This is a genomic window from Jeongeupia sp. HS-3 (assembly GCF_015140455.1).
Classification (GTDB): Bacteria; Pseudomonadota; Gammaproteobacteria; order Burkholderiales; family Chitinibacteraceae; genus Jeongeupia.
This window is the reverse complement of the sequence record NZ_AP024094.1, coordinates 639682-657188: the sequence shown is the minus strand read 5'-3', so window position 1 is coordinate 657188 and position 17507 is coordinate 639682. Positions and strand designations below refer to the sequence as shown.

Annotated in this window: 16 protein-coding genes; 9 read left to right on the top strand and 7 right to left on the bottom strand. The window is 63.8% G+C overall.

From position 1 onward, the window contains the following. The first annotated feature begins 32 nt into the window (after window positions 1-32). A complete protein-coding gene (locus JLC71_RS03100; protein WP_200917219.1) occupies window positions 33-965 on the top strand; it encodes an NADP-dependent oxidoreductase in 933 nt (310 codons plus the stop codon). A gap of 2 nt (window positions 966-967) precedes the next feature. Here JLC71_RS03100 and JLC71_RS03095 read toward each other — a convergent pair whose 3' ends face one another. The 5 genes from JLC71_RS03095 to JLC71_RS03075 form a co-directional block, all read right to left on the bottom strand. Next, on the bottom strand, window positions 968-2620 hold the full coding sequence (locus JLC71_RS03095) for an EAL domain-containing protein (protein WP_200917218.1): 1653 nt from the start codon (window positions 2618-2620) through the stop codon (window positions 968-970). Beyond that, window positions 2620-5169, bottom strand: a complete 2550-nt coding sequence (locus JLC71_RS03090; RefSeq protein ID WP_200917217.1) for a LuxR C-terminal-related transcriptional regulator — start codon at window positions 5167-5169, stop codon at window positions 2620-2622. The genes JLC71_RS03095 and JLC71_RS03090 overlap by 1 nt, the downstream gene beginning before the upstream one ends. 212 nt (window positions 5170-5381) lie before the next feature. Continuing rightward, window positions 5382-7001, bottom strand: a complete 1620-nt coding sequence (locus JLC71_RS03085; RefSeq protein WP_200917216.1) for a methyl-accepting chemotaxis protein — start codon at window positions 6999-7001, stop codon at window positions 5382-5384. A gap of 602 nt (window positions 7002-7603) precedes the next feature. Further along, window positions 7604-8389 carry a dioxygenase family protein gene (locus tag JLC71_RS03080; RefSeq protein ID WP_200917215.1) on the bottom strand — a complete coding sequence of 262 codons (786 nt, stop codon included), beginning with the start codon at window positions 8387-8389 and terminating at the stop codon, window positions 7604-7606. A gap of 64 nt (window positions 8390-8453) precedes the next feature. Then, window positions 8454-8858 (bottom strand): DoxX family protein, encoded by a 405-nt coding sequence (locus JLC71_RS03075; protein ID WP_200917214.1) that lies wholly within the window; start codon window positions 8856-8858, stop codon window positions 8454-8456. A gap of 137 nt (window positions 8859-8995) precedes the next feature. On the opposite strand from JLC71_RS03075, the gene JLC71_RS03070 reads away from it, so the two are divergent. The 7 genes from JLC71_RS03070 to JLC71_RS03040 all read left to right on the top strand — a co-directional run bounded on the left by JLC71_RS03070 (window position 8996) and on the right by JLC71_RS03040 (window position 14947). After that, entirely contained in the window at window positions 8996-9904 is a 909-nt protein-coding gene (locus JLC71_RS03070; RefSeq protein ID WP_236250958.1) for a LysR family transcriptional regulator, read from the top strand. Window positions 9905-9971: 67 nt separating this feature from the next. Continuing rightward, window positions 9972-10565, top strand: coding sequence for a TetR/AcrR family transcriptional regulator (locus JLC71_RS03065; RefSeq protein ID WP_200917213.1), 594 nt, complete (start codon window positions 9972-9974; stop codon window positions 10563-10565). Between the two features lie 93 nt (window positions 10566-10658). Further along, the gene (locus tag JLC71_RS03060) at window positions 10659-11816 is read left to right on the top strand and encodes an iron-containing alcohol dehydrogenase (protein ID WP_200917212.1); all 1158 of its coding nucleotides are present in this window, start codon (window positions 10659-10661) and stop codon (window positions 11814-11816) included. A 20-nt stretch (window positions 11817-11836) separates the two neighbouring features. Next, window positions 11837-12856, top strand: a complete 1020-nt coding sequence (gene curA, locus JLC71_RS03055) for an NADPH-dependent curcumin/dihydrocurcumin reductase (protein ID WP_200917211.1) — start codon at window positions 11837-11839, stop codon at window positions 12854-12856. A 39-nt stretch (window positions 12857-12895) separates the two neighbouring features. Beyond that, a complete protein-coding gene (locus JLC71_RS03050) occupies window positions 12896-13999 on the top strand; it encodes an alkene reductase (protein ID WP_200917210.1) in 1104 nt (367 codons plus the stop codon). A 125-nt stretch (window positions 14000-14124) separates the two neighbouring features. Beyond that, window positions 14125-14529, top strand: a complete 405-nt coding sequence (locus JLC71_RS03045; RefSeq protein WP_200917209.1) for a ribonucleotide reductase subunit alpha — start codon at window positions 14125-14127, stop codon at window positions 14527-14529. Window positions 14530-14539: 10 nt separating this feature from the next. Continuing rightward, entirely contained in the window at window positions 14540-14947 is a 408-nt protein-coding gene (locus JLC71_RS03040) for a GFA family protein (protein ID WP_200917208.1), read from the top strand. A gap of 220 nt (window positions 14948-15167) precedes the next feature. On the opposite strand, the gene JLC71_RS03035 is transcribed toward JLC71_RS03040, so the two are convergent. Together JLC71_RS03035 and JLC71_RS03030 are read right to left on the bottom strand one after the other, a co-directional pair. Continuing rightward, a complete protein-coding gene (locus tag JLC71_RS03035) occupies window positions 15168-15311 on the bottom strand; it encodes a hypothetical protein (protein WP_305066879.1) in 144 nt (47 codons plus the stop codon). 52 nt (window positions 15312-15363) lie between these two features. Continuing rightward, window positions 15364-15501, bottom strand: a complete 138-nt coding sequence (locus JLC71_RS03030; protein ID WP_200917207.1) for a hypothetical protein — start codon at window positions 15499-15501, stop codon at window positions 15364-15366. Between the two features lie 221 nt (window positions 15502-15722). Here JLC71_RS03030 and JLC71_RS03025 point away from each other — a divergent pair, with 221 nt between their 5' ends. Then, window positions 15723-17489, top strand: coding sequence for an ATP-binding protein (locus JLC71_RS03025; RefSeq protein WP_200917206.1), 1767 nt, complete (start codon window positions 15723-15725; stop codon window positions 17487-17489). Window positions 17490-17507: the final 18 nt, after the last annotated feature.

The window sequence follows — 17507 nt, the reverse complement described above, 5'->3', positions numbered from 1 at the left end:
ACGAACGGGCCGTTGATAACGAGGAGTAACGATTGAAAGCCATCCGCATCCACCGCTACGGCGGCCCCGAGGTCTTGCAGCTCGACGACGTGCCGACCCCGGTGCCGGCCGGCGATGAAATCCTCGTCCGGGTCAAGGCGGCCGGTGTCAATCCGGTCGACTGGAAAATCCGCGAAGGCTGGCTTGCCGGGATGTTGCAGCACACACTGCCGCTGACGATGGGTTGGGATGTCGCCGGTGTGGTCGAGGCCGTCGGTGCGGCGGTCACGGCATTCAAACCCGGCGACGCGGTCTATGCCCGCCCCGACATCGCCCGTGACGGCAGTTACGCCGAGTACATGGTGATGAAGGCCAGCGATGCGGCGCTCAAACCCGAAATCGTCTCGTTCGACGAGGCCGCCGGCGTGCCGCTGGCGGCGCTGACCGCATGGAAGGCGCTGTTCGACGAGGCCGGGCTGCAAGCCGGTCAGCGCGTGCTGATTCATGCCGGTGCCGGCGGCGTCGGCGGTTTCGCCATCCAGCTGGCCAAGCACGCCGGCGCGCACGTGATTGCCACCGCATCTACCGACAACCTCGCACTGCTGCGGCTGCTTGGCGCCGACGATGTCGTCGATTACACCCGCGAGAATTTCATCGTCCGCGCACCCGATGTCGACGTGGTGTTCGACACCATCGGCGGCGAAACGCAGGACAGATCGTGGGCCTGCCTCAAGCCCGGCGGCGTGATGGTTTCCATCGTCGCCGAGCCCGATCAGGACACCGCCAAACAGCATCGCGCCCGCGGCGTGCTGGCGTGGGTTGTGCCCAACGGCCCACGTCTGGCCGAACTGGCCGCACTGATCGACGCTGGCATCATCACCGTGGTGATTGACGATGTTTATCCGCTCGAAAGCGCGCGGGAAGCGCATGAACACAGCCAGACCGGCCATGCGCGCGGCAAGATCGTGTTGCACGTGGCCGACTGAACTCAGTCGGCACGTACGCTGGAAAACACGAGCCCGTTCACGGTGAACCGCTGCTCGCATTCGGTCATGCTGAGCCGGCAGTCATGGCGGCACACGGCGCAACGTCTGGCATAGCTTTGCCACGCGCCCGCCGCTACCGGCCGGCCGAAGTAATAGCCCTGGGCCGCGTTCACCTTGCGCCGGTTCAGGTAACTCAACTGGACCGGTGTTTCCACTTTTTCGACCACGACTTTCAGATCGAGCTTGGCCGCCACATCAAGCACGGCGTCGAGCACGCTTTCAACCTCGCGGCTCTTGCCCACGCCGTCGAGAAACAGCCCGTCGATCTTGACGTAATCGAAACGGAAGCGGTGCAGGTAGCCAAGCGAGCTGTATTCGGCGCCGAAATCGTCCAGCGCAATCTGAATTCCGCGCTCGCGCAGACGGCCGAACAGGGTGTTGACCTTCTCGGTCTGCGACATCGCCACGAAGCCGCGTTCGGTCACCTCGATCACCGGCTGCAAACCGTGCTGCTGCAATACTTTCGCCCAATTCTCGATACAGGCAAACAGGACGTCGTCACCGAGCGATTCGTGCGGCAGATTCAGCGCCATCCGCGCCGCAGGCGGCAAGTCCAGCAGCGGCAAATCGGCGATCACCTGCGTCATCAGCGAGCGGGTCAGATCGGCGATCAGGCCGTTTGCTTCCGCTTGGGCAATAAAGCGCTCCGGCGACACGAAGCGGCCGTCGGGCAGTTGCCAGCGCGCCAGAATTTCGACCCCGGCCAGCGTCTGATCGGGCAGATCGAACACCGGCTGGTAGTACGGCACGATGGCGTTGCTGGCGACCGCCTTGCGCAACGCCCGCGTGAATGCCCGATCCTGACTGGTGAAGCGGCGGGAAAACCCGAACACCAGCCAGAGCGCCCCAATGGCGATGACGTTCCAGGTCACCACGCTGTCCCGGATGTAACGCCACCACAGATCGTCGCTGGCTTCGACATAGATCTGCACGCTGCCCGGCGCCGATGCGCTGGTCCAGTCATTGCCGAACTTCGGCAAATGCGTTTCGGCGCGCCGGTCCGAGCGCAGATAGGTGCCGTTGATGCGCAGCACGACCAGTCCGTAGCGCTTCGGGTCCAGGGTACTCAGCAGGTCGAAGAAATACTCGACCGGCAGGATGCTCAGCACGTTGTAGCCGTCGGCATACGGGTAGAGCGTGAGCAGGCCCGGGCTGTCCAGATTGAGCGGCGAACCGGGCTGGAGCCCGTTGCCGATCATCAAGCGGGTCAGCATGCCGTCGATCTGCGCTTGCGCGGTGCCCGGCAGCGAGGTGCAGAGCAGCGCCTGCCCCTTCAGAATGCTGACGCCTTTGACGTAGGGCCGCAGGTCGGCCTGCTTGCCAAGCTGGTCGGCAAAGCCGCTATCGCACGATTCGGTCTGTGATGCCCGGTTCTGCCAGCGTTTGTGCACATCGTCCGCCAGCACGCCGGACTCGGCCAGCACCGACGTCACCCGTTGTGACAGCGTCGTCGCCACGCCGGCCAGCTCCTGTTTCACGCTGTACTGCGCGAACTGGTAAAGGCCGACATTGACTGCTGCCAGCACCGTAACGCTGGCGAGTGCCAGCACCAGCCAGCGCTTGACTTCGTAAGAACGCGATCGGGAAACCGGCATCAGAGCACGCCTAGCCGGCGACATTTGTCGACGGCACCAATCCGGTTACCCACGCCGAGCTTGCCGTACATGCCGCTCAGATACCATTTCACCGTCTGTGTGGCCAGGCTCAGTCTCGATGCCACCTGCTCGTTGGTCAGCCCGTCGGCGACGAGCCGCAGGATTTCGAGCTCGCGCACGCCCAGCGACACGCTGGCCGCCGGTTTGGTGGCCTGATCACGGATCTGCAGGATCAGGTCGGCGTGCCGCTGCTCGGCGCCGGTCAGCCCGCCGCCGGTGCGCAGGCTGGCCAGCAGCCCGACCAGCGCGGGGCCTTCGTCGAGGAAGGAACTGATCGTGCCGTTGACGGTGGCAAGCCGCAGTGCTTGGTGCAAGGCCTTGCTCGCCAGCCACTGCTCGCCGGCGCACAGATGCCCGACCGCCGTCAGCAGATAAAGCTTCATCCGCCGCCACGACCGGCCGATCTGGGTTGCCTCGGTCACCAGCACCGCCAGCCGCTGCATCGCGACGGCCCGGGACGATTCGCCGGCGTGCAGCATTAGCCGCAGCATTTCAATGCCGGCGCCCTCGAGCTCCTCGCTCGGGTGGACGAAGACCTGGACTGCGGGAAGCTCGGCATGCCCCAGCAAATCACCGACCAGCGCCCGCAGCCGCACCTGGTTCTGGCTGACGATGGCAATGCGCGCCATTTCGAAACCCAACCGGCGCTGTACGGCCGCGTCCTGGGTAAAGCGGTCGGCCAGCCGTTCGAGCACCAGCAAGGCCGGTTCGCTGCCCCTGTCGATCAGGGTGAGCCGCGCATCGATGATGCCCGCGAGCAGGGTCGACAGTACCGATGGCGAGCCCTTGTGCAGCCGCTGGTAACGATCGAGCCAGTCGCGCGCCAGATCGTACTGCCCCAGTTCGTACAGCAGTTGCAGCCGATAGCCGACGCAGAACACGTGCATGCTGCCGGTCAGCGTGCGCACCGAGCGCGACTGGATCATCTCGTCGGCGTTTTCCAGCACATCCAGCGCATGCTTCAGTTCGCCACCGGTTGCCAGCGTGGCTGCTTCAAGAAAATAGGACGTGAACAGCCCCTGCAGATTGCCCGCTTCGCGATGGATGCGCTTGGCCTGCATCACCGCCGTGCCGGCCTTGGCCAGCTCGCCCTGGCTGATCTGGATCATCGCCAGCATGTTGGAGATGCGGCCGCGGTTCATGTCGCCCACGTTTTCCAGCATCGGCATCAGCGCTTCGACCCCTTGCAGGAGCGCGGCGTAATCGTATTGCGGATAATCGGTCAGGATCAGCTCCTGCAGATTGATGGTTTGCTCGACGAGCGGATCACACATGCCACGCATATTCGTTTTCACTTCTCTCAGAACCTGCAACGCCCGTTGCAGGTCTCCACAAAAAAACTGGCCCCAGACATAACTCACGCTCAGGCCCGGGTTGCTGTACAGATACGCTGGCGGCAAGACCTGACACCAGTCGACCACCTGCTGGAAGCGCGCACGGAACAGCAGGCTTTGCGCCAGCGCCGGCAAGTGCCGCATGGCGTCGTCCCACGCGCCTGCGCCGATCCAGTGTCCGACGGCCTGCTCGATCAGGCCCTGCCGGATGAACCATTCGGCCGCCCGGCGGCGCAATGCCGCCTGCGCCTGCGCCGACAATGCGCCGGCCAGCGTTGCCGCGTGCGCGACCAGCACCGGATGAACCCGGTACAGCTCGTCGCCCAGCGCTTCAACCGGCATCCCGTGATGCACCAGCCGCGCCAGCCGCTGTGCGCTGTCGCTGCGCTCGAACAAGCAGTCGCACAGCGGTGCCGATACCTCGCCCAGCGGCACGATGCTGGCGAGGAAAGCCCGCTCGTCATGGCTGCCTGTGGCTAGGACCTCGTCGTCCAGATAGCGACGGACACGGTGGCAAAACGCCGCCGACCGCACCACCGCCTCCGGCGCGGCGTTGTCATTGGCCGCGCTCACCTGCAACAGACTCGCGATGGCGGGCCAGCCAGCGCTGGCACGTTCCCAGCAGCCGGCCTCGCCGTGATGACGCACCGGGGTGCGGCGGCACATGGTCGCCACTTCGTCGGTGCTCATGCTCAAGGTCGACGCACCGAATTCGACCAGTTCGCCGGAGATCCGCAGATGCTCGAGCGCATGCGGTGCGAAGCTGCGCGTAGCCATCACCAGCGTGACGTTCGCCGGCAGCGCATCCAGCACGGCCCGCAACCAGCGCCCTTCGCACGCGGCGGGTACCCGTTCCAGCGCGTCGATGAACACCAGCACCGGTTGCCGGCCCGCACCCGGGCGCTCGCCGAGCAGCGCCAGCATGGACCGAATCGCGTGACGCGGCAGCCGGTCGGCCGGTTCCGGCAGCAACCACTGCGCCACACCCGCCGGTAGCGACTGGAACAACTGCAGCAGCGCGCAGCTTTTGCCGAAACCCGCCGGCGCATGCAGGACCAGCACCCGGCATGACGCCAGATGCGAGCTCAGCTTTGCCTGCAATGACGGCCGAGCCATCAGCCCGGGCCGCGCCGGGGGAGGATCGACGACCAGCATCCGTGCTTTCTCCAGTTACATCGTCGGGGCGCAACGCACCGAAGCGGGCTTGGGTCTGCCAGTGCCCGAAGACGCCAATCGGTTCCTTGACTGTAGTCGCTCGGCTACCCGCCGACTTCGGTAATCCTTGTGCGCTGGCAGTGGTTTCCCGGTCATCTGCGCGACCGTTATCGATCTCCTGCGCCATGCCGCCGCTCCCGCCAAGCTGGCCGTCAGACCTTGTAGCGCGACACGATGCCAAGCAGATCCTGACTGTAGTCGTTCAGCTGCCCGCCGACTTCGGCCGTGCCTTGTGCATTGGCGCTGGTTTCCTCGGTCATCTGCGCGACCTTCTCGATTTCCTGCGCCATGCTGTTGCTGGCCATGCTCTGCTCGCGCATCGCATCCGAAATATCGTTGACGCTGGCCAGAACCGCCTGGGCGCTGTCCTTGATCTGCGCCACCACCTCGCCGGCCGACGTCACGTGGCTCACGCCGGCGGCGACCTCTTCCACGGTCAGCCGGATCGCCGTCACCGTCTGCTGCGCCTCATGCTGCATCTGCTCGATGGTCAGGGCGATTTCCTGTGTCGACGTGCCGGTCCGTTCGGCCAGCTTGCGCACCTCGTCGGCGACCACCGCGAAGCCGCGACCGACCTCGCCGGCCCGCGCCGCCTCGATCGCCGCATTCAGCGCCAGCAGGTTGGTCTGCTCGGCGATTTCCTTGATCGCAGTGACCACGGTACTGATATTGGTGGCCTTGTGCGACAGCGCCTCGACCTGCTGTGCGGTCATGTTGGCGCGCTCGGCAATCCGGTCGACCTTGGCGATCGCATCGGTGATCGCCGTGCCGCCGGTCGCAGCCAGATCGCCGGCCTGCTGCGCCAGCACGCGGGTTTCCTGCGAGCGCTCGGCCACGTGGGCAATGCTCACGGTGACTTCCTCGACCGCCGCGGCCATCGCCGACGACGAACTGCTGACCATCTCATTGGCGGCGGACAGCTCGGTCGTGCTGGTCGCCAGTTCGCCGGCGCGCATGCCGACATTGCGGCTGACGCCGGCAATCGCCCCCAGGCTCTGCTGCACCACGTCGAGCAGGCCGTTGAGCGCGGACGCTGTCACGCCGATTTCGTCACGCCCGCGGGCGTCGAAGCGCTGCGTAAAATCCAGCGTCTTGCCGATCGCGTCCGTTTCCTGCTGCAGCCGGCGCAACGATTGCGCGATGCTGCGGGAAATCACGAAGCCGACCGCCAGCAGCGCAGCACAGCCGGCGGCACCGATCGCAATCACCATGCTGTACAGCGTCTGGATGTCGGCGGCGACCTCCGTGCTGCGCCGGTTGCCCACGTCAACGTTGAACTGGACCAGATCGGAGACCGCGGCAAACACCTTGTCGGCGGCCGGACTGGTTACCTTGCGCACGAAATCGATCTGTACGTCCGTGCCTTCGAGCGTCATCAGCTGGTCGGTCAGCGCCACCCACTTCGCCTGGGCATCGACGACCGCCTTGAAAAGCTCGGTGTCGCGCGCCTTGATGTCCGGGGCATCGAGCTCGATCGCCTTTTCATAGCCGTGCAGCGCCTTCGCCAGGCTCGTCCGCGTCACGAGGAAGCTTTCGCGGACAGCCTTTTCGTCCTGCGGCGGCACGGATGCCCACAACAGCGCCTGACGCCGCGCCTCGGCGAACTCCTGATTGATCTGCGGCACCGTCGCCAGCGTCGGCACGATATTGCTGGTGATGTCATGAGCATCGGTCTTGACCAGCGAAACCCGCCAGAACACCGTCGCCAGCAGCAGCGCAAACGTTGCAATGCCGACTGCGTTCAACAGCACCAGTTTGGTCGTGATTTTCATGATCGTACCCCGACCTGAACAAGCCACGACAGAACCCGATTGACCCCTGTTTTCATGCATCTCTCCACTTCCCTATTTTTGTAAGAAAACACAACGACATTCGAAAATGACGACGGATTTTTTGTATTAATTACATCGCCATGTCATCGGCCGGAGAATAGAGAAGCCCGCGAGCAGCAACAACATATAAGAGAATTCTTATTGACATGGATCAATGCATGCCATTGATATTTCCGATAACCACCCGAACGGGTGGTGCCAATCCGATTTTTTTGTGAATCCAATGCCGAATGCCAATCCAGAAAGGAATAAAGCGGCTTCCGAACACATAAATATTTGCTATAAATATCAGTAACTTGGGAAAAATTACCGGATAAAAACCAGAAAAATACGGCATACCGGAACGGTATGACCGGCAGGAAAATCGTGCACCGGATGCTGGAGTTCGGTGCCTCCAGCCCGGTTATCTCCGCAGACCTGCCTTGCCTGCCGCCAATGGTCGGCTTTCAGCCCGAACTGCAACCGGCAAAAAAAAAGCCGGCGCAAAACTGCGCCGGCCGGCATCCCAATAAAACCTGTCCATGACAGACAACCTCATTCTTTCACCGATTGAAACCATAGATATCCATCGCCAGAATGCGTTCGGTCACGCCATCGTAATGGCGCACGGCCGTCGTCCCCGGCCCGGCGGCCCCCAGTGCCACGTACAACGGCAGCAGATGCTCTTCGGTCGGATGCGCCCGCACCGCCTCGGGTGCCTGCCGCCGATAGTCGAGTAGTGCATCCAGATCGGCAGCTTGCAGCCGCGTGTGCATCCAGTCCTGAAACGCAGTCACGTAGGGCAAGGCCGGTGCGCCGTCGAAACCAGGCTCGAACTCGTACAGATTGTGCGTCAGGCTGCCCGAGGCGATCAGCAGCACATCGTCCGGCAGCAGCGCGGCCAGCAATTGGCCCAGCCGGTAATGCCAGGCCGGGCTCTGGCGCGCATTGATGGACAGCGGTACGACCGGAATATCGGCGGCCGGATAGAACGACTTCAACGGTACCCAGCCGCCGTGATCGAGCCCGCGTTGCGGATCGCGCTGTGTGGGCCAGCCGGCGGCTTCCAGCCCCAGCGCCAGTTGCTGCGCCAGTGCCGGATCGCCTTGGGTGTCGTAACGCTGCTGGTACAAGGCGGCGGGAAAGCCGTAGAAATCGTGGATGGTGTCGTGCCGCGCCGCCGAGCCGATGGTCGTGATTGCGGCGCTGTGATGGGCCGAGACCATGACGATCGCCCGCGGCTTGGGCAGATGCCGGGCGATCCCGGCCCAAGCTTCGCCGGTATGGCCGGCATCGAGCGCCAGCATCGGCGAGCCGTGCGAAACATAGAAGGTGGGCAAACGGGTCATGGTCTTGATCCTTGTGGCGGATGGCCGGCTGCGGCCACCCGGGTTCATCGTCAACGGCCAGGCTTTACTTCGAGCCGGGGCTTTTCACCAGCGTGAACTTGCCGTCGCCCAGCAAGGCCAGCACTGCGGCGGCGACGGTCAGGAACACCGGGTATTCCCAGCCGCCGTTCGGATTGCCGAACGCCCAGCCGTTGGCGAAGTGAACCGTCGATGCGCCGGCGAGCAGCAAGGTCAGCGGCACGGCAACCAGGCGCGGTATCACGCCCAGAATCAGCAAGGCGCCGCCGCCGATTTCGGCGAACGTGGTCGGATAAGCCAGCCAGCCCGGGAAGCCGACCGAGGCGAAAAATTGCGCCGTGCCCGGCAGCGTGAATACCAGCAGCTTGGTGAAGCCGTGGGCGAGAAACATCACGCCAAGGGCGAGGCGGAGCAGGAAGGCGGCATAGGGTGCGGTGCGGTTGTCGATCATTGGTTGACTCCAGTGGGTACGCGTATCGCGTTGGGCATTGCGTTGTGGTGGTTGCACTTTAGGCCACGACGAACTCGGGATAAATCTGCGATTATGCAAATGATCATCCCGTAAATTGCAACAATGGAGACGCAGCGATGGATCGCTTTGCCGCGATGCAAGTGTTTACCGCCGTGGTCGACGCCGGCAGTTTTGTCCGCGCGGCCGAGCGGCTTGCGCAATCGACCACCGCCGTCTCGCGCCAGCTGGCCGAGCTGGAGGCGCATCTGGGCGTGCGGCTTTTGCAGCGCACCACGCGCACCATGTCGCTGACCGAGGCCGGGCGGCTGTATTACGAACAATGCGTCTCGCTGCTGGCCGAACTGCTTGAGGCCGAAGCGGCGGTCAGCCACGCCAGCCGGATCGCCAGCGGCGTGCTGCGTGTCAATGCGCCGGTCTCGTTCGCGGTCCGCCATCTCGCGCCGCTGTTGCCGCAGTTTCGCGCCCAGCAGCCGCAGGTCGGCATCGAGCTGACGGTGAACGACCGCGTCGTCGATCTGGTCGACGAAGGCTTCGATCTGGCGCTACGCATCAGCCGCCAAGCGCTGGCGTCGACGTTGATCGCACGTCCGCTGGCGCCGATTCATGTTGCCGTCTGCGCCTCGCCCGCTTATCTGGCGCGATTCGGCACGCCGGCGTCACCGCGCGATCTCGGCCGCCACCAATGCCTCGGTTACAGCTACACCGATCGCGGCATGAGCTGGGAGTTCGCCGGCACGCCGCCGCAGAACATCGAGGTCAACGGTTTTTTGCGCGCCAACAATGGCGATGTGCTGGTCGAGGCGGCGATCGCCGGCGCCGGCATCATCGCGCAGCCGAGCTTCCTCGTCGGCGACGCGCTGCGCGACGGCCGGCTGGTGCGCATCCTTGCCACCCATCCGCTGCCGCAATACACCGCATGGGCGGTTTATCCGAGCCGGCGTTTTCTCTCGGCCAAGGTGCGCAGCTTTGTCGATTTCCTCGGTGCCGCCTGGGGCGAGGTGCCGCCGTGGGATACCGGACTGTAAAACCGTCTGTCGATTTTCACGCCGCAGCCACTAGACCGACCGGTCTACTCCAATTAAAGTACAGCCCATGAAACACGATATGCCCGACACCAAGCAGCACATCCTCGATACCGGCGAAGCCATCATCCTCGGCAAAGGCTTTGCCGCGGTCGGGCTGGCCGAGATCCTGACCGCCGCCGGCGTGCCCAAGGGCTCGTTCTACCACTACTTCAAATCCAAGGAGCAGTTCGGCAACGAGCTGTTCGAGCACTACTTCAGCAACTATCTGACGTGGCTCGACGCGCTGTTTCTTGATGACGGCCGCAGCGCCCAGACCCGGCTGATGGCGTACTGGCAGAGCTGGCTGTCGACCCAGGGCACCTGCCGCAGCGAGGAACAATGCCTCGTGGTCAAGCTGTCGGCCGAAGTCTCGGATTTGTCCGAGCCGATCCGCGACACGATCAGAAGCGGCACCGATCGCGTCGTCGCCCGGCTGGCAAAGCTGATCGAAGCCGGTCTGGCCGACGGTTCGTTGCCGGCCGTGCTCGAACCGGCCCATACCGCGGCGATGCTCTACCAGCTCTGGCTGGGCGCCAGCCTGCTGACCAAGATCCGCCGCGACGACAGTGCGCTGCAAACCGCGCTGACTGCCACCCGCGCCATGCTGAACGTGAGCGACTGAGCTCACGGATTGAATCCACCGACGACGGCACCACAAGTGCCGTTTCTTTGACCCGACAACTAGACGACCGGTCTAATTTTTACGGAGCCTTCCATGCAATCGTTCAACTTCTACAACCCCGTCAACATCGTTTTCGGTGAAGGCCGCATCACCGATCTGAGCACCTTGGTGCCAGCCGGCGCCCGCGTACTGGTGCTCTACGGTGGCGGCAGCATCAAGAAGAACGGCACCTATGACGAAGTGATCGCTGCGCTCAAGGACCACACGGTGTTCGAATTCGCCGGCATCGAGCCGAATCCGCGCTTTGAAACGCTGATGAAGGCGGTGGCGCAGGTCAAAGCCGAACGGATCGACTTCCTGCTCGCCGTCGGTGGCGGTTCGGTCGTCGACGGCACCAAATTCGTCGCCGCCGCCGCGCAATACGACGGCGACGCGTGGGAGATCCTCACCACCGGCGGCGCAAAAATCACCAGCGCCCTGCCGCTTGGCGCGGTGCTGACCTTGCCGGCCACCGGCTCGGAAATGAACAACGGCGCCGTGGTCACGCGTGAGGCCTCCAAGACCAAGCTGCCTTTCCACTGCCAGCAGGTGTTCCCGCAGTTCGCCGTGCTCGATCCGACCAAGACCTACAGCCTGCCACCGCGGCAGGTCGCCAACGGCGCGGTCGACGCCTTCGTGCATGTGATCGAGCAATATCTGACCTACCCGACCGACGCGCCGGTGCAGGACCGTTTTGCCGAAAGCCTGCTGCAGACGCTGATCGAAGTCGGCCCGAAAGCACTGGCAACCCCGCACGATTATCAGGTGCGCGCCAACCTGATGTGGGCCGCGACGATGGCGCTGAACGGTCTGATCGGCGCCGGCGTGCCGCAGGACTGGGCGACGCATCTGGTCGGCCACGAACTGACCGCGCTGTACGAACTCGACCACGCGCAAACGCTGGCGATCGTGCTGCCGGCCATGCTGCAAACCCGCCGCGCCGACAAGCACGCCAAGCTGCTGCAGTACGCCGAGCGCGTCTGGGGTATCCGTGACGGTTCCGAGGATGAACGCATCGATGCCGCCATCGCCAAGACCCGCGACTTCTTCGAAGCCATGGGCGTCAAAACCACGCTGGCGGGCTACGGCCTCGGCATCGAAGCGGTCGACGCAGTGCTCACGCAGCTCGAAGCGCACGGCATGACCGCGCTCGGCGAGAAGCAGAACGTCACGCCGGCGCTGAGCCGCCAAGTCCTCGAAGCCGCCCTCTGATCCTCCACCGGAGCACACCCATGACGACCAATCAACGCATCGTCCTCGCCTCGCGTCCCAAAGGCGCGCCGACCCCGGACGATTTCCGCCTCGAAACCGAAACGCTGCCGGCACCGGGCGCTGGCGAACTACTGCTGAAAACGCTCTACCTGTCGCTCGATCCGTACATGCGCGGCCGGATGAGTGACGCGCCGTCGTACGCACCGCCGCTCGAGATCGGCGAGACCATGGTCGGCGGCACCGTGTGCCGGGTCGAGCAATCGCACCATGCCGACTTCAAGCCCGGCGATCTGGTGCTCGCCTTCACCGGCTGGCAGGCCTACGCGATCTCCAACGGCGAAGGGCTGACCAAGCTTGATCCGGCGCTGACGCAGCCATCGCTGGCGCTCGGCGTGCTCGGCATGCCCGGCTTCACCGCCTATATGGGGCTGCTCGACATCGGCAACCCGCAACCCGGCGAAACCGTCGTCGTCGCTGCCGCCAGCGGCGCGGTCGGTTCGGTCGTCGGCCAGGTCGCCAAACTCAAGGGCGCGCGCGTTATCGGTATCGCCGGCGGGGCCGCCAAGTGCCGTTACGTCGTCGACGAGCTGGGCTTTGATGCCTGCGTCGACCACCGCAGCCCGAGCTTCGCCGCCGATCTGGCCGCCGCCTGCGGCAATGGCATCGACGTGTACTACGAGAACGTCGGCGGCGCGGTGTTCGATGCGGTCTTGCCGCTGCTGAATGCCCGTGCGCGGGTGCCGGTATGCGGGTTGATTTCGCAATACAACGCCGAATCGCTGCCGCCCGGCCCGGACCGCTTGCCGCTGCTGATGGGTCACCTGCTGAAAAGCCGCATCCGCATGCAGGGCTTCATCATCTGGAACGACTACGGCCACCGCTATCAGGAATTCTTCGACGCGATGGCGCCCTGGGTTGCTGATGGCCGGGTGAAGTTCCGCGAGGACATCGTCGACGGCCTCACCAACGCGCCGGCAGCCTTCATCGGGCTACTGGAAGGCAGGAACTTCGGCAAGCTCGTCGTCCGCGTCGCCGACTGATTGCACGCTTTACCTGTCCCCACTCATTCAGGATTCAAGATGACCATCGACAAACTGCTCACCCCGCTGACCGTCGGCCACACGACGCTGCCCAACCGGCTGATCATGGCGCCGCTAACCCGCTCGCGCGCCGGTCAACCGGGTGACGTACCGACCGCGCTCAACGCCACCTATTACGCCCAGCGCGCGACCGCCGGGCTGATCGTAACCGAAGCGACGCAGATCTCGCGCCAGGGCCAGGGCTATGCATGGACGCCGGGCATCTATACCGACGCGCAGGAAGCCGGCTGGAAAGACATCGTCGATGCCGTGCACGCCAAGGGCGGCAAGCTGTCCTTGCAACTGTGGCACGTCGGCCGGATTTCGCACCGGCTGCTGCAGGAAAACGGCCAGGCGCCAGTCGCGCCGTCGGCGATCCGCGCCGAAGGCGCCAACAGCTTCGTGGTGCAGGAAGACGGCACGCCGGCGAACCTGCAAACCGACACGCCGCGCGCACTCGACCTCGCCGAGCTGCCGGGCATCGTCGCCGCCTACGCCGCCGCCGCCGCGCGAGCCAAGCGCGCCGGTTTCGACTTTGTCGAAATCCATGCCGCCAACGGCTATCTGCTGCACCAGTTCCTGTCGACCAACAGCAACCAGCGCACCGATGCCTACGGTGGCAGCCTGGAAAACCGCGCACGCTTGCTGCTTGAAGTGGTCGACGCCGTTACGTTAGAGATCGGTGCTGATCACGTCGGCGTGCGCCTGTCGCCGAACTTCATCGGCCACGACATCAAGGACGCCGAATCCGAACCGATGGCGACATATCTGGCCGCCGAGTTCGCCAAGCGCGGCCTTGCCTACCTGCACATCGCCGAGCCGGACTGGGTCGGCGGCGAGCCGCTGTCCGACGCCTTTCGCAGTGCGCTACGCACGGCATACAAGGGCGCAATCATCACTTGCGGCGGCTACAGTGCCGAAAGCGCCGAAGCCCGTATCAAGAGCGGCAGCGCCGACGCGATCGGCTTCGGCCGGTCCTTCATTGCCAACCCGGATCTGGTCGAACGCTTCCGGCGCGGCGCGGCGCTGAACACGCCGGATCAAAGCACCTTCTATGGCGGCGCCGAACACGGTTATACCGACTACCCTGCGCTCACCAACTGAGCACAGTCATCGCCTTCACCAGCCCGGCTGTTGCCGGGCTTTTTCATGCCCTACCTTTGACCTATGCCGTGAAAGCCCAAGCTGTGTCACGATATCCCCCCCCTCCCCCTTACCAAGGATGCCCCATGCAGATTGCCAGCTTCACCGACTTCCTGATCGCCGCCAGCCAGCAACCCGAGCCGCAGCGGCTGCTGTTCGTCTTCACCCGTGCCGAACTGCCGGCCGATGCAAGCGCAGAAGAAAAGGCCCGCTTCGAGCGCGGCGAAGGCGGCACGCTGGAACCGGTGATGTGTGTCGACAAGCTGCCGTCCGAAATCGCCGACTTCGCCCAGCTCAAGGCCGAGTCGACGCAGATCGCGCAGAGCTGGGACATCGGTTTCGTGGCCAGCCTCGGCGGCCGCGCCGGTCGGGCACCGAGCAGCGACGAAGCGGGCGAGCCGCTGGAACGGATGGTCGGAATGATCAAACAGGGCCACGTCGGCCAGTTCCTCGCCTTTGATCGCGACGGCGAAATGCTGCAGTTCGGCTGAGACCGCCACGATGACCGACACGCTAAGCGGCGCCTGTCTGTGCAAGGGCATCGCGTACGAGATCGACGGGCTCGACATGCCGATCGTCCATTGCCACTGCCAGACCTGCCGCAAGGCGCACGCCGCGCCCTACGCCAGCACCGCCGGCGTCCTGCGCGAGCATTTCCGCTGGCTTCGTGGCGAAGCGCTGCTGGCGTCGTTCGAATCGTCACCGGGCAAGCTGCGGCATTTCTGCAGCCGCTGCGGCACCCACCTCGTCGCCGAACGGCCCGTGCAGCCGCACGTGATCGTTCGGGTTGCAACGCTAGATACCGACCCGGGCCAGCGCCCCGCCGCGCATATCTGGACAGCCCACGACGTGCCGTGGCTGACGGCGGACGGAGCGGCATCCTTTCCGGAGTCGCGGGACGGGCGCTGAAAACGCCCGCGCTCAACCCTGGTACTGCACGTCGCTGACCTGTTCCATGAAGTCGGCCGTCTTGCCGTCCTGTACTTCCTGAATGGCGATATGCGTCATCGCCGTTGCCGAAGGTGACGATCAGCGTCCGGCCCGCTAGGTGCGGTATGCCTAGCAGTGCGGGCAGCCGGCTCGAACCTGACACTGAAACCCCGCGTGCGCGCCAGAACGCGGGGCCGGCTCAACCTCGCAGCGTCGCCATGTCGATGACGAAGCGGTACTTCACGTCGCTTTTGAGCATCCGCTCGTAGACGACGTTGATGTCCTGCATCGGGATGACCTCGACGTCGGCGGTGATGCCGTGCTCGCCGCAGAAGTCGAGCATTTCCTGCGTCTCGGCAAGGCCGCCAATACCCTGGCCTGCGCCAGCATTGCGTTCAAATCATCATGAACAGTACTGTAACGTTCGGCCAGCAAACCGAAGCACCCGACGCCAGCGCAACAATGTGCTCCGCATCCGGCTCTGCATCGACAATCCGGCCGCTGACAGCTTCATCGACCATCCACGTGAGCATGGAAGCCTGCGCTGAACCGGGCTCATTGAAGCGTCACCGCTCGATAACCGTGCGCCTGCAACTGACGACGGCCCCTTTTTAAGAAGTCCAATCTGATGCCATCAAACACTGAACTGATGCCAAACCACAGATTAATAACAATAAAATCACAATAAATTTATATATTAATTGATGTAATACTTACAGTTGACGAATTAATTTTTGGGCAGGAGTGATGGAGCATGGCCCGAATTCTGCTTGTCGACGAGCAGCCGATCGCACGTCATGCACTGAAATTGCTACTTGAAACCGACGGCCATGAGTGTGTAGGCGAAGCGGATAACGGCCTGGACGCAATCCAGTTGGCCCGGTACACCGAGGCCGAACTGGTGATTCTGGAGTTGAACATTCCGCGACTCGGCGGACTCGAGGTCATCCAGCGCATCCGTTCCAGCACTGCCGGCCCGCGCGTGCTGGTCTTCACCAGCCAGGATTCCGAATATTTTGCAGTACGCTGCCTCGACGCCGGCGCTTCAGGCTTCGTCGGCAAGCGTGCGCCGCTCGATGAATTGAAAGCGGCCATTCACGCCATACTGAACGGCCACAGCCATTTCCGGGATCAACTGCTGTCCGCGGTCAAGCACTCCGCACCGACCAGCAATGGCGAAGCGCTGCTACCTGCGCTATCGGCACGCGAACTCGGCGTGTTACAGCTGCTGTCCAAGGGCATGAGCAATATGGCCATTGCAGAACAGATGGCGCTCAGTGACAAGACGGTCAGCACCTACAAAACCAGGCTGGCCCGCAAGTTTCAAGCCGGTTCCTTGCTCGAAATCGTCGATATCGGCCGCCGGCACGGACTGATCGAAGGGCAGCCTGCTACAACATCGGTCGAAACACCGTTCCACGATGCACAACAACACGAACTGGCACTGCTGCGCAAAATCATCGATAACCTGCCGCACGCGATCTCGGTGCGTGACCCGGAAGGCCGGATGTTGCTTTGCAACCGCCATTATCTGACTCAGACGGGCGTCGACTTCAAAGACATCCGTGGCCTGCGCCTGTGCGACACCGAGGAACTCCCCGCCGAAATCCGGATGCGCATACACAAGGCACTGATGGCCGTGGCGGCCACACGCCAGCCTTACATCCGCGACGGCACGATCACCATCAACGGGCGCGAGAAAGTAATACGTCACTGGGGAAGCCCTTATCTGAGCGATGACGGGCGCTATCTTGGCATGCTGTGCGGCAATATCGATTTGACCGAGCATGACCTGCTGCTCCTCGAACTTCGCAACATCACCGCGCGCGCCGAGGCGGCCAACCGCAGCAAGAGCATGCTGCTTGCCGCAGTTGGCCACGAATTCGGCGCACCACTGAAGCGCCTGCAGCCAGTACTGGAAGACGCCTTGACGCAGGATGCTGCCACCGAGAATTTGCGTACCGATCTCCGGCGCATGGTCGCTTTCCTGGACGATTTACAGGCGCTAATCCGCCTCGATACCAGCAATTCGCTGCTTGAGCCGGAGCCGGTCAATCTTGCTGACCTGCTCGGCCTTGAGGTTACCGGTGCGATGGCACCAGCTGGGGCCAAAAGGTTGCAGCTCGAGCTGAATACCACTGCGGTGAGCCAACCGGATGTATGGGGCGATGTGCGGTGCTTCCGGCTCCTGTTCGGCAATCTGCTCAGCAATGCGGTTAAGTTCACCGATCAGGGCGCTATCCGGGCGAGTCTTGCGATGAAAGCGGCGGCGTGGGGGCTCACCACCATCGAGCTGCGCATCGAAGACAGCGGCATCGGCATTCAGCCCGATCGGCAAAGCCGGATTTTTGCACCACAGCCGCCAACCGGCACCTACGCCGGTCGGGAGAGCAGCGGCCTCGGTCTGCTACTGTGCAAGCGCTTCGTCGAGCAGATGGGGGGCGAAATCACGCTGCAGAGCGAACCCGGTGTCGGTACGACGGTGACGGTGCAACTCCAGCTCACCAGCGTCAAACGATGACCCGGACCGATGTTGCAC

What these genes read in the sequence shown, in the direction of transcription:
- JLC71_RS03040 (WP_200917208.1), top strand. Translation starts at nt 14,540, where the DNA reads ATGACCGACACGCTAAGCGGCGCCTGTCTGTGCAAGGGCATCGCGTAC.
- JLC71_RS03085 (WP_200917216.1), bottom strand. Translation starts at nt 7,001, where the DNA reads ATGAAAATCACGACCAAACTGGTGCTGTTGAACGCAGTCGGCATTGCA.
- JLC71_RS03025 (WP_200917206.1), top strand. Translation starts at nt 15,723, where the DNA reads ATGGCCCGAATTCTGCTTGTCGACGAGCAGCCGATCGCACGTCATGCA.
- JLC71_RS03050 (WP_200917210.1), top strand. Translation starts at nt 12,896, where the DNA reads ATGACCATCGACAAACTGCTCACCCCGCTGACCGTCGGCCACACGACG.
- JLC71_RS03095 (WP_200917218.1), bottom strand. Translation starts at nt 2,620, where the DNA reads ATGCCGGTTTCCCGATCGCGTTCTTACGAAGTCAAGCGCTGGCTGGTG.
- JLC71_RS03035 (WP_305066879.1), bottom strand. Translation starts at nt 15,311, where the DNA reads ATGCTCGACTTCTGCGGCGAGCACGGCATCACCGCCGACGTCGAGGTC.
- JLC71_RS03030 (WP_200917207.1), bottom strand. Translation starts at nt 15,501, where the DNA reads ATGCTCACGTGGATGGTCGATGAAGCTGTCAGCGGCCGGATTGTCGAT.
- JLC71_RS03075 (WP_200917214.1), bottom strand. Translation starts at nt 8,858, where the DNA reads ATGATCGACAACCGCACCGCACCCTATGCCGCCTTCCTGCTCCGCCTC.
- JLC71_RS03090 (WP_200917217.1), bottom strand. Translation starts at nt 5,169, where the DNA reads ATGCTGGTCGTCGATCCTCCCCCGGCGCGGCCCGGGCTGATGGCTCGG.
- JLC71_RS03070 (WP_236250958.1), top strand. Translation starts at nt 8,996, where the DNA reads ATGGATCGCTTTGCCGCGATGCAAGTGTTTACCGCCGTGGTCGACGCC.
- curA (WP_200917211.1), top strand. Translation starts at nt 11,837, where the DNA reads ATGACGACCAATCAACGCATCGTCCTCGCCTCGCGTCCCAAAGGCGCG.
- JLC71_RS03045 (WP_200917209.1), top strand. Translation starts at nt 14,125, where the DNA reads ATGCAGATTGCCAGCTTCACCGACTTCCTGATCGCCGCCAGCCAGCAA.
- JLC71_RS03080 (WP_200917215.1), bottom strand. Translation starts at nt 8,389, where the DNA reads ATGACCCGTTTGCCCACCTTCTATGTTTCGCACGGCTCGCCGATGCTG.
- JLC71_RS03060 (WP_200917212.1), top strand. Translation starts at nt 10,659, where the DNA reads ATGCAATCGTTCAACTTCTACAACCCCGTCAACATCGTTTTCGGTGAA.
- JLC71_RS03065 (WP_200917213.1), top strand. Translation starts at nt 9,972, where the DNA reads ATGAAACACGATATGCCCGACACCAAGCAGCACATCCTCGATACCGGC.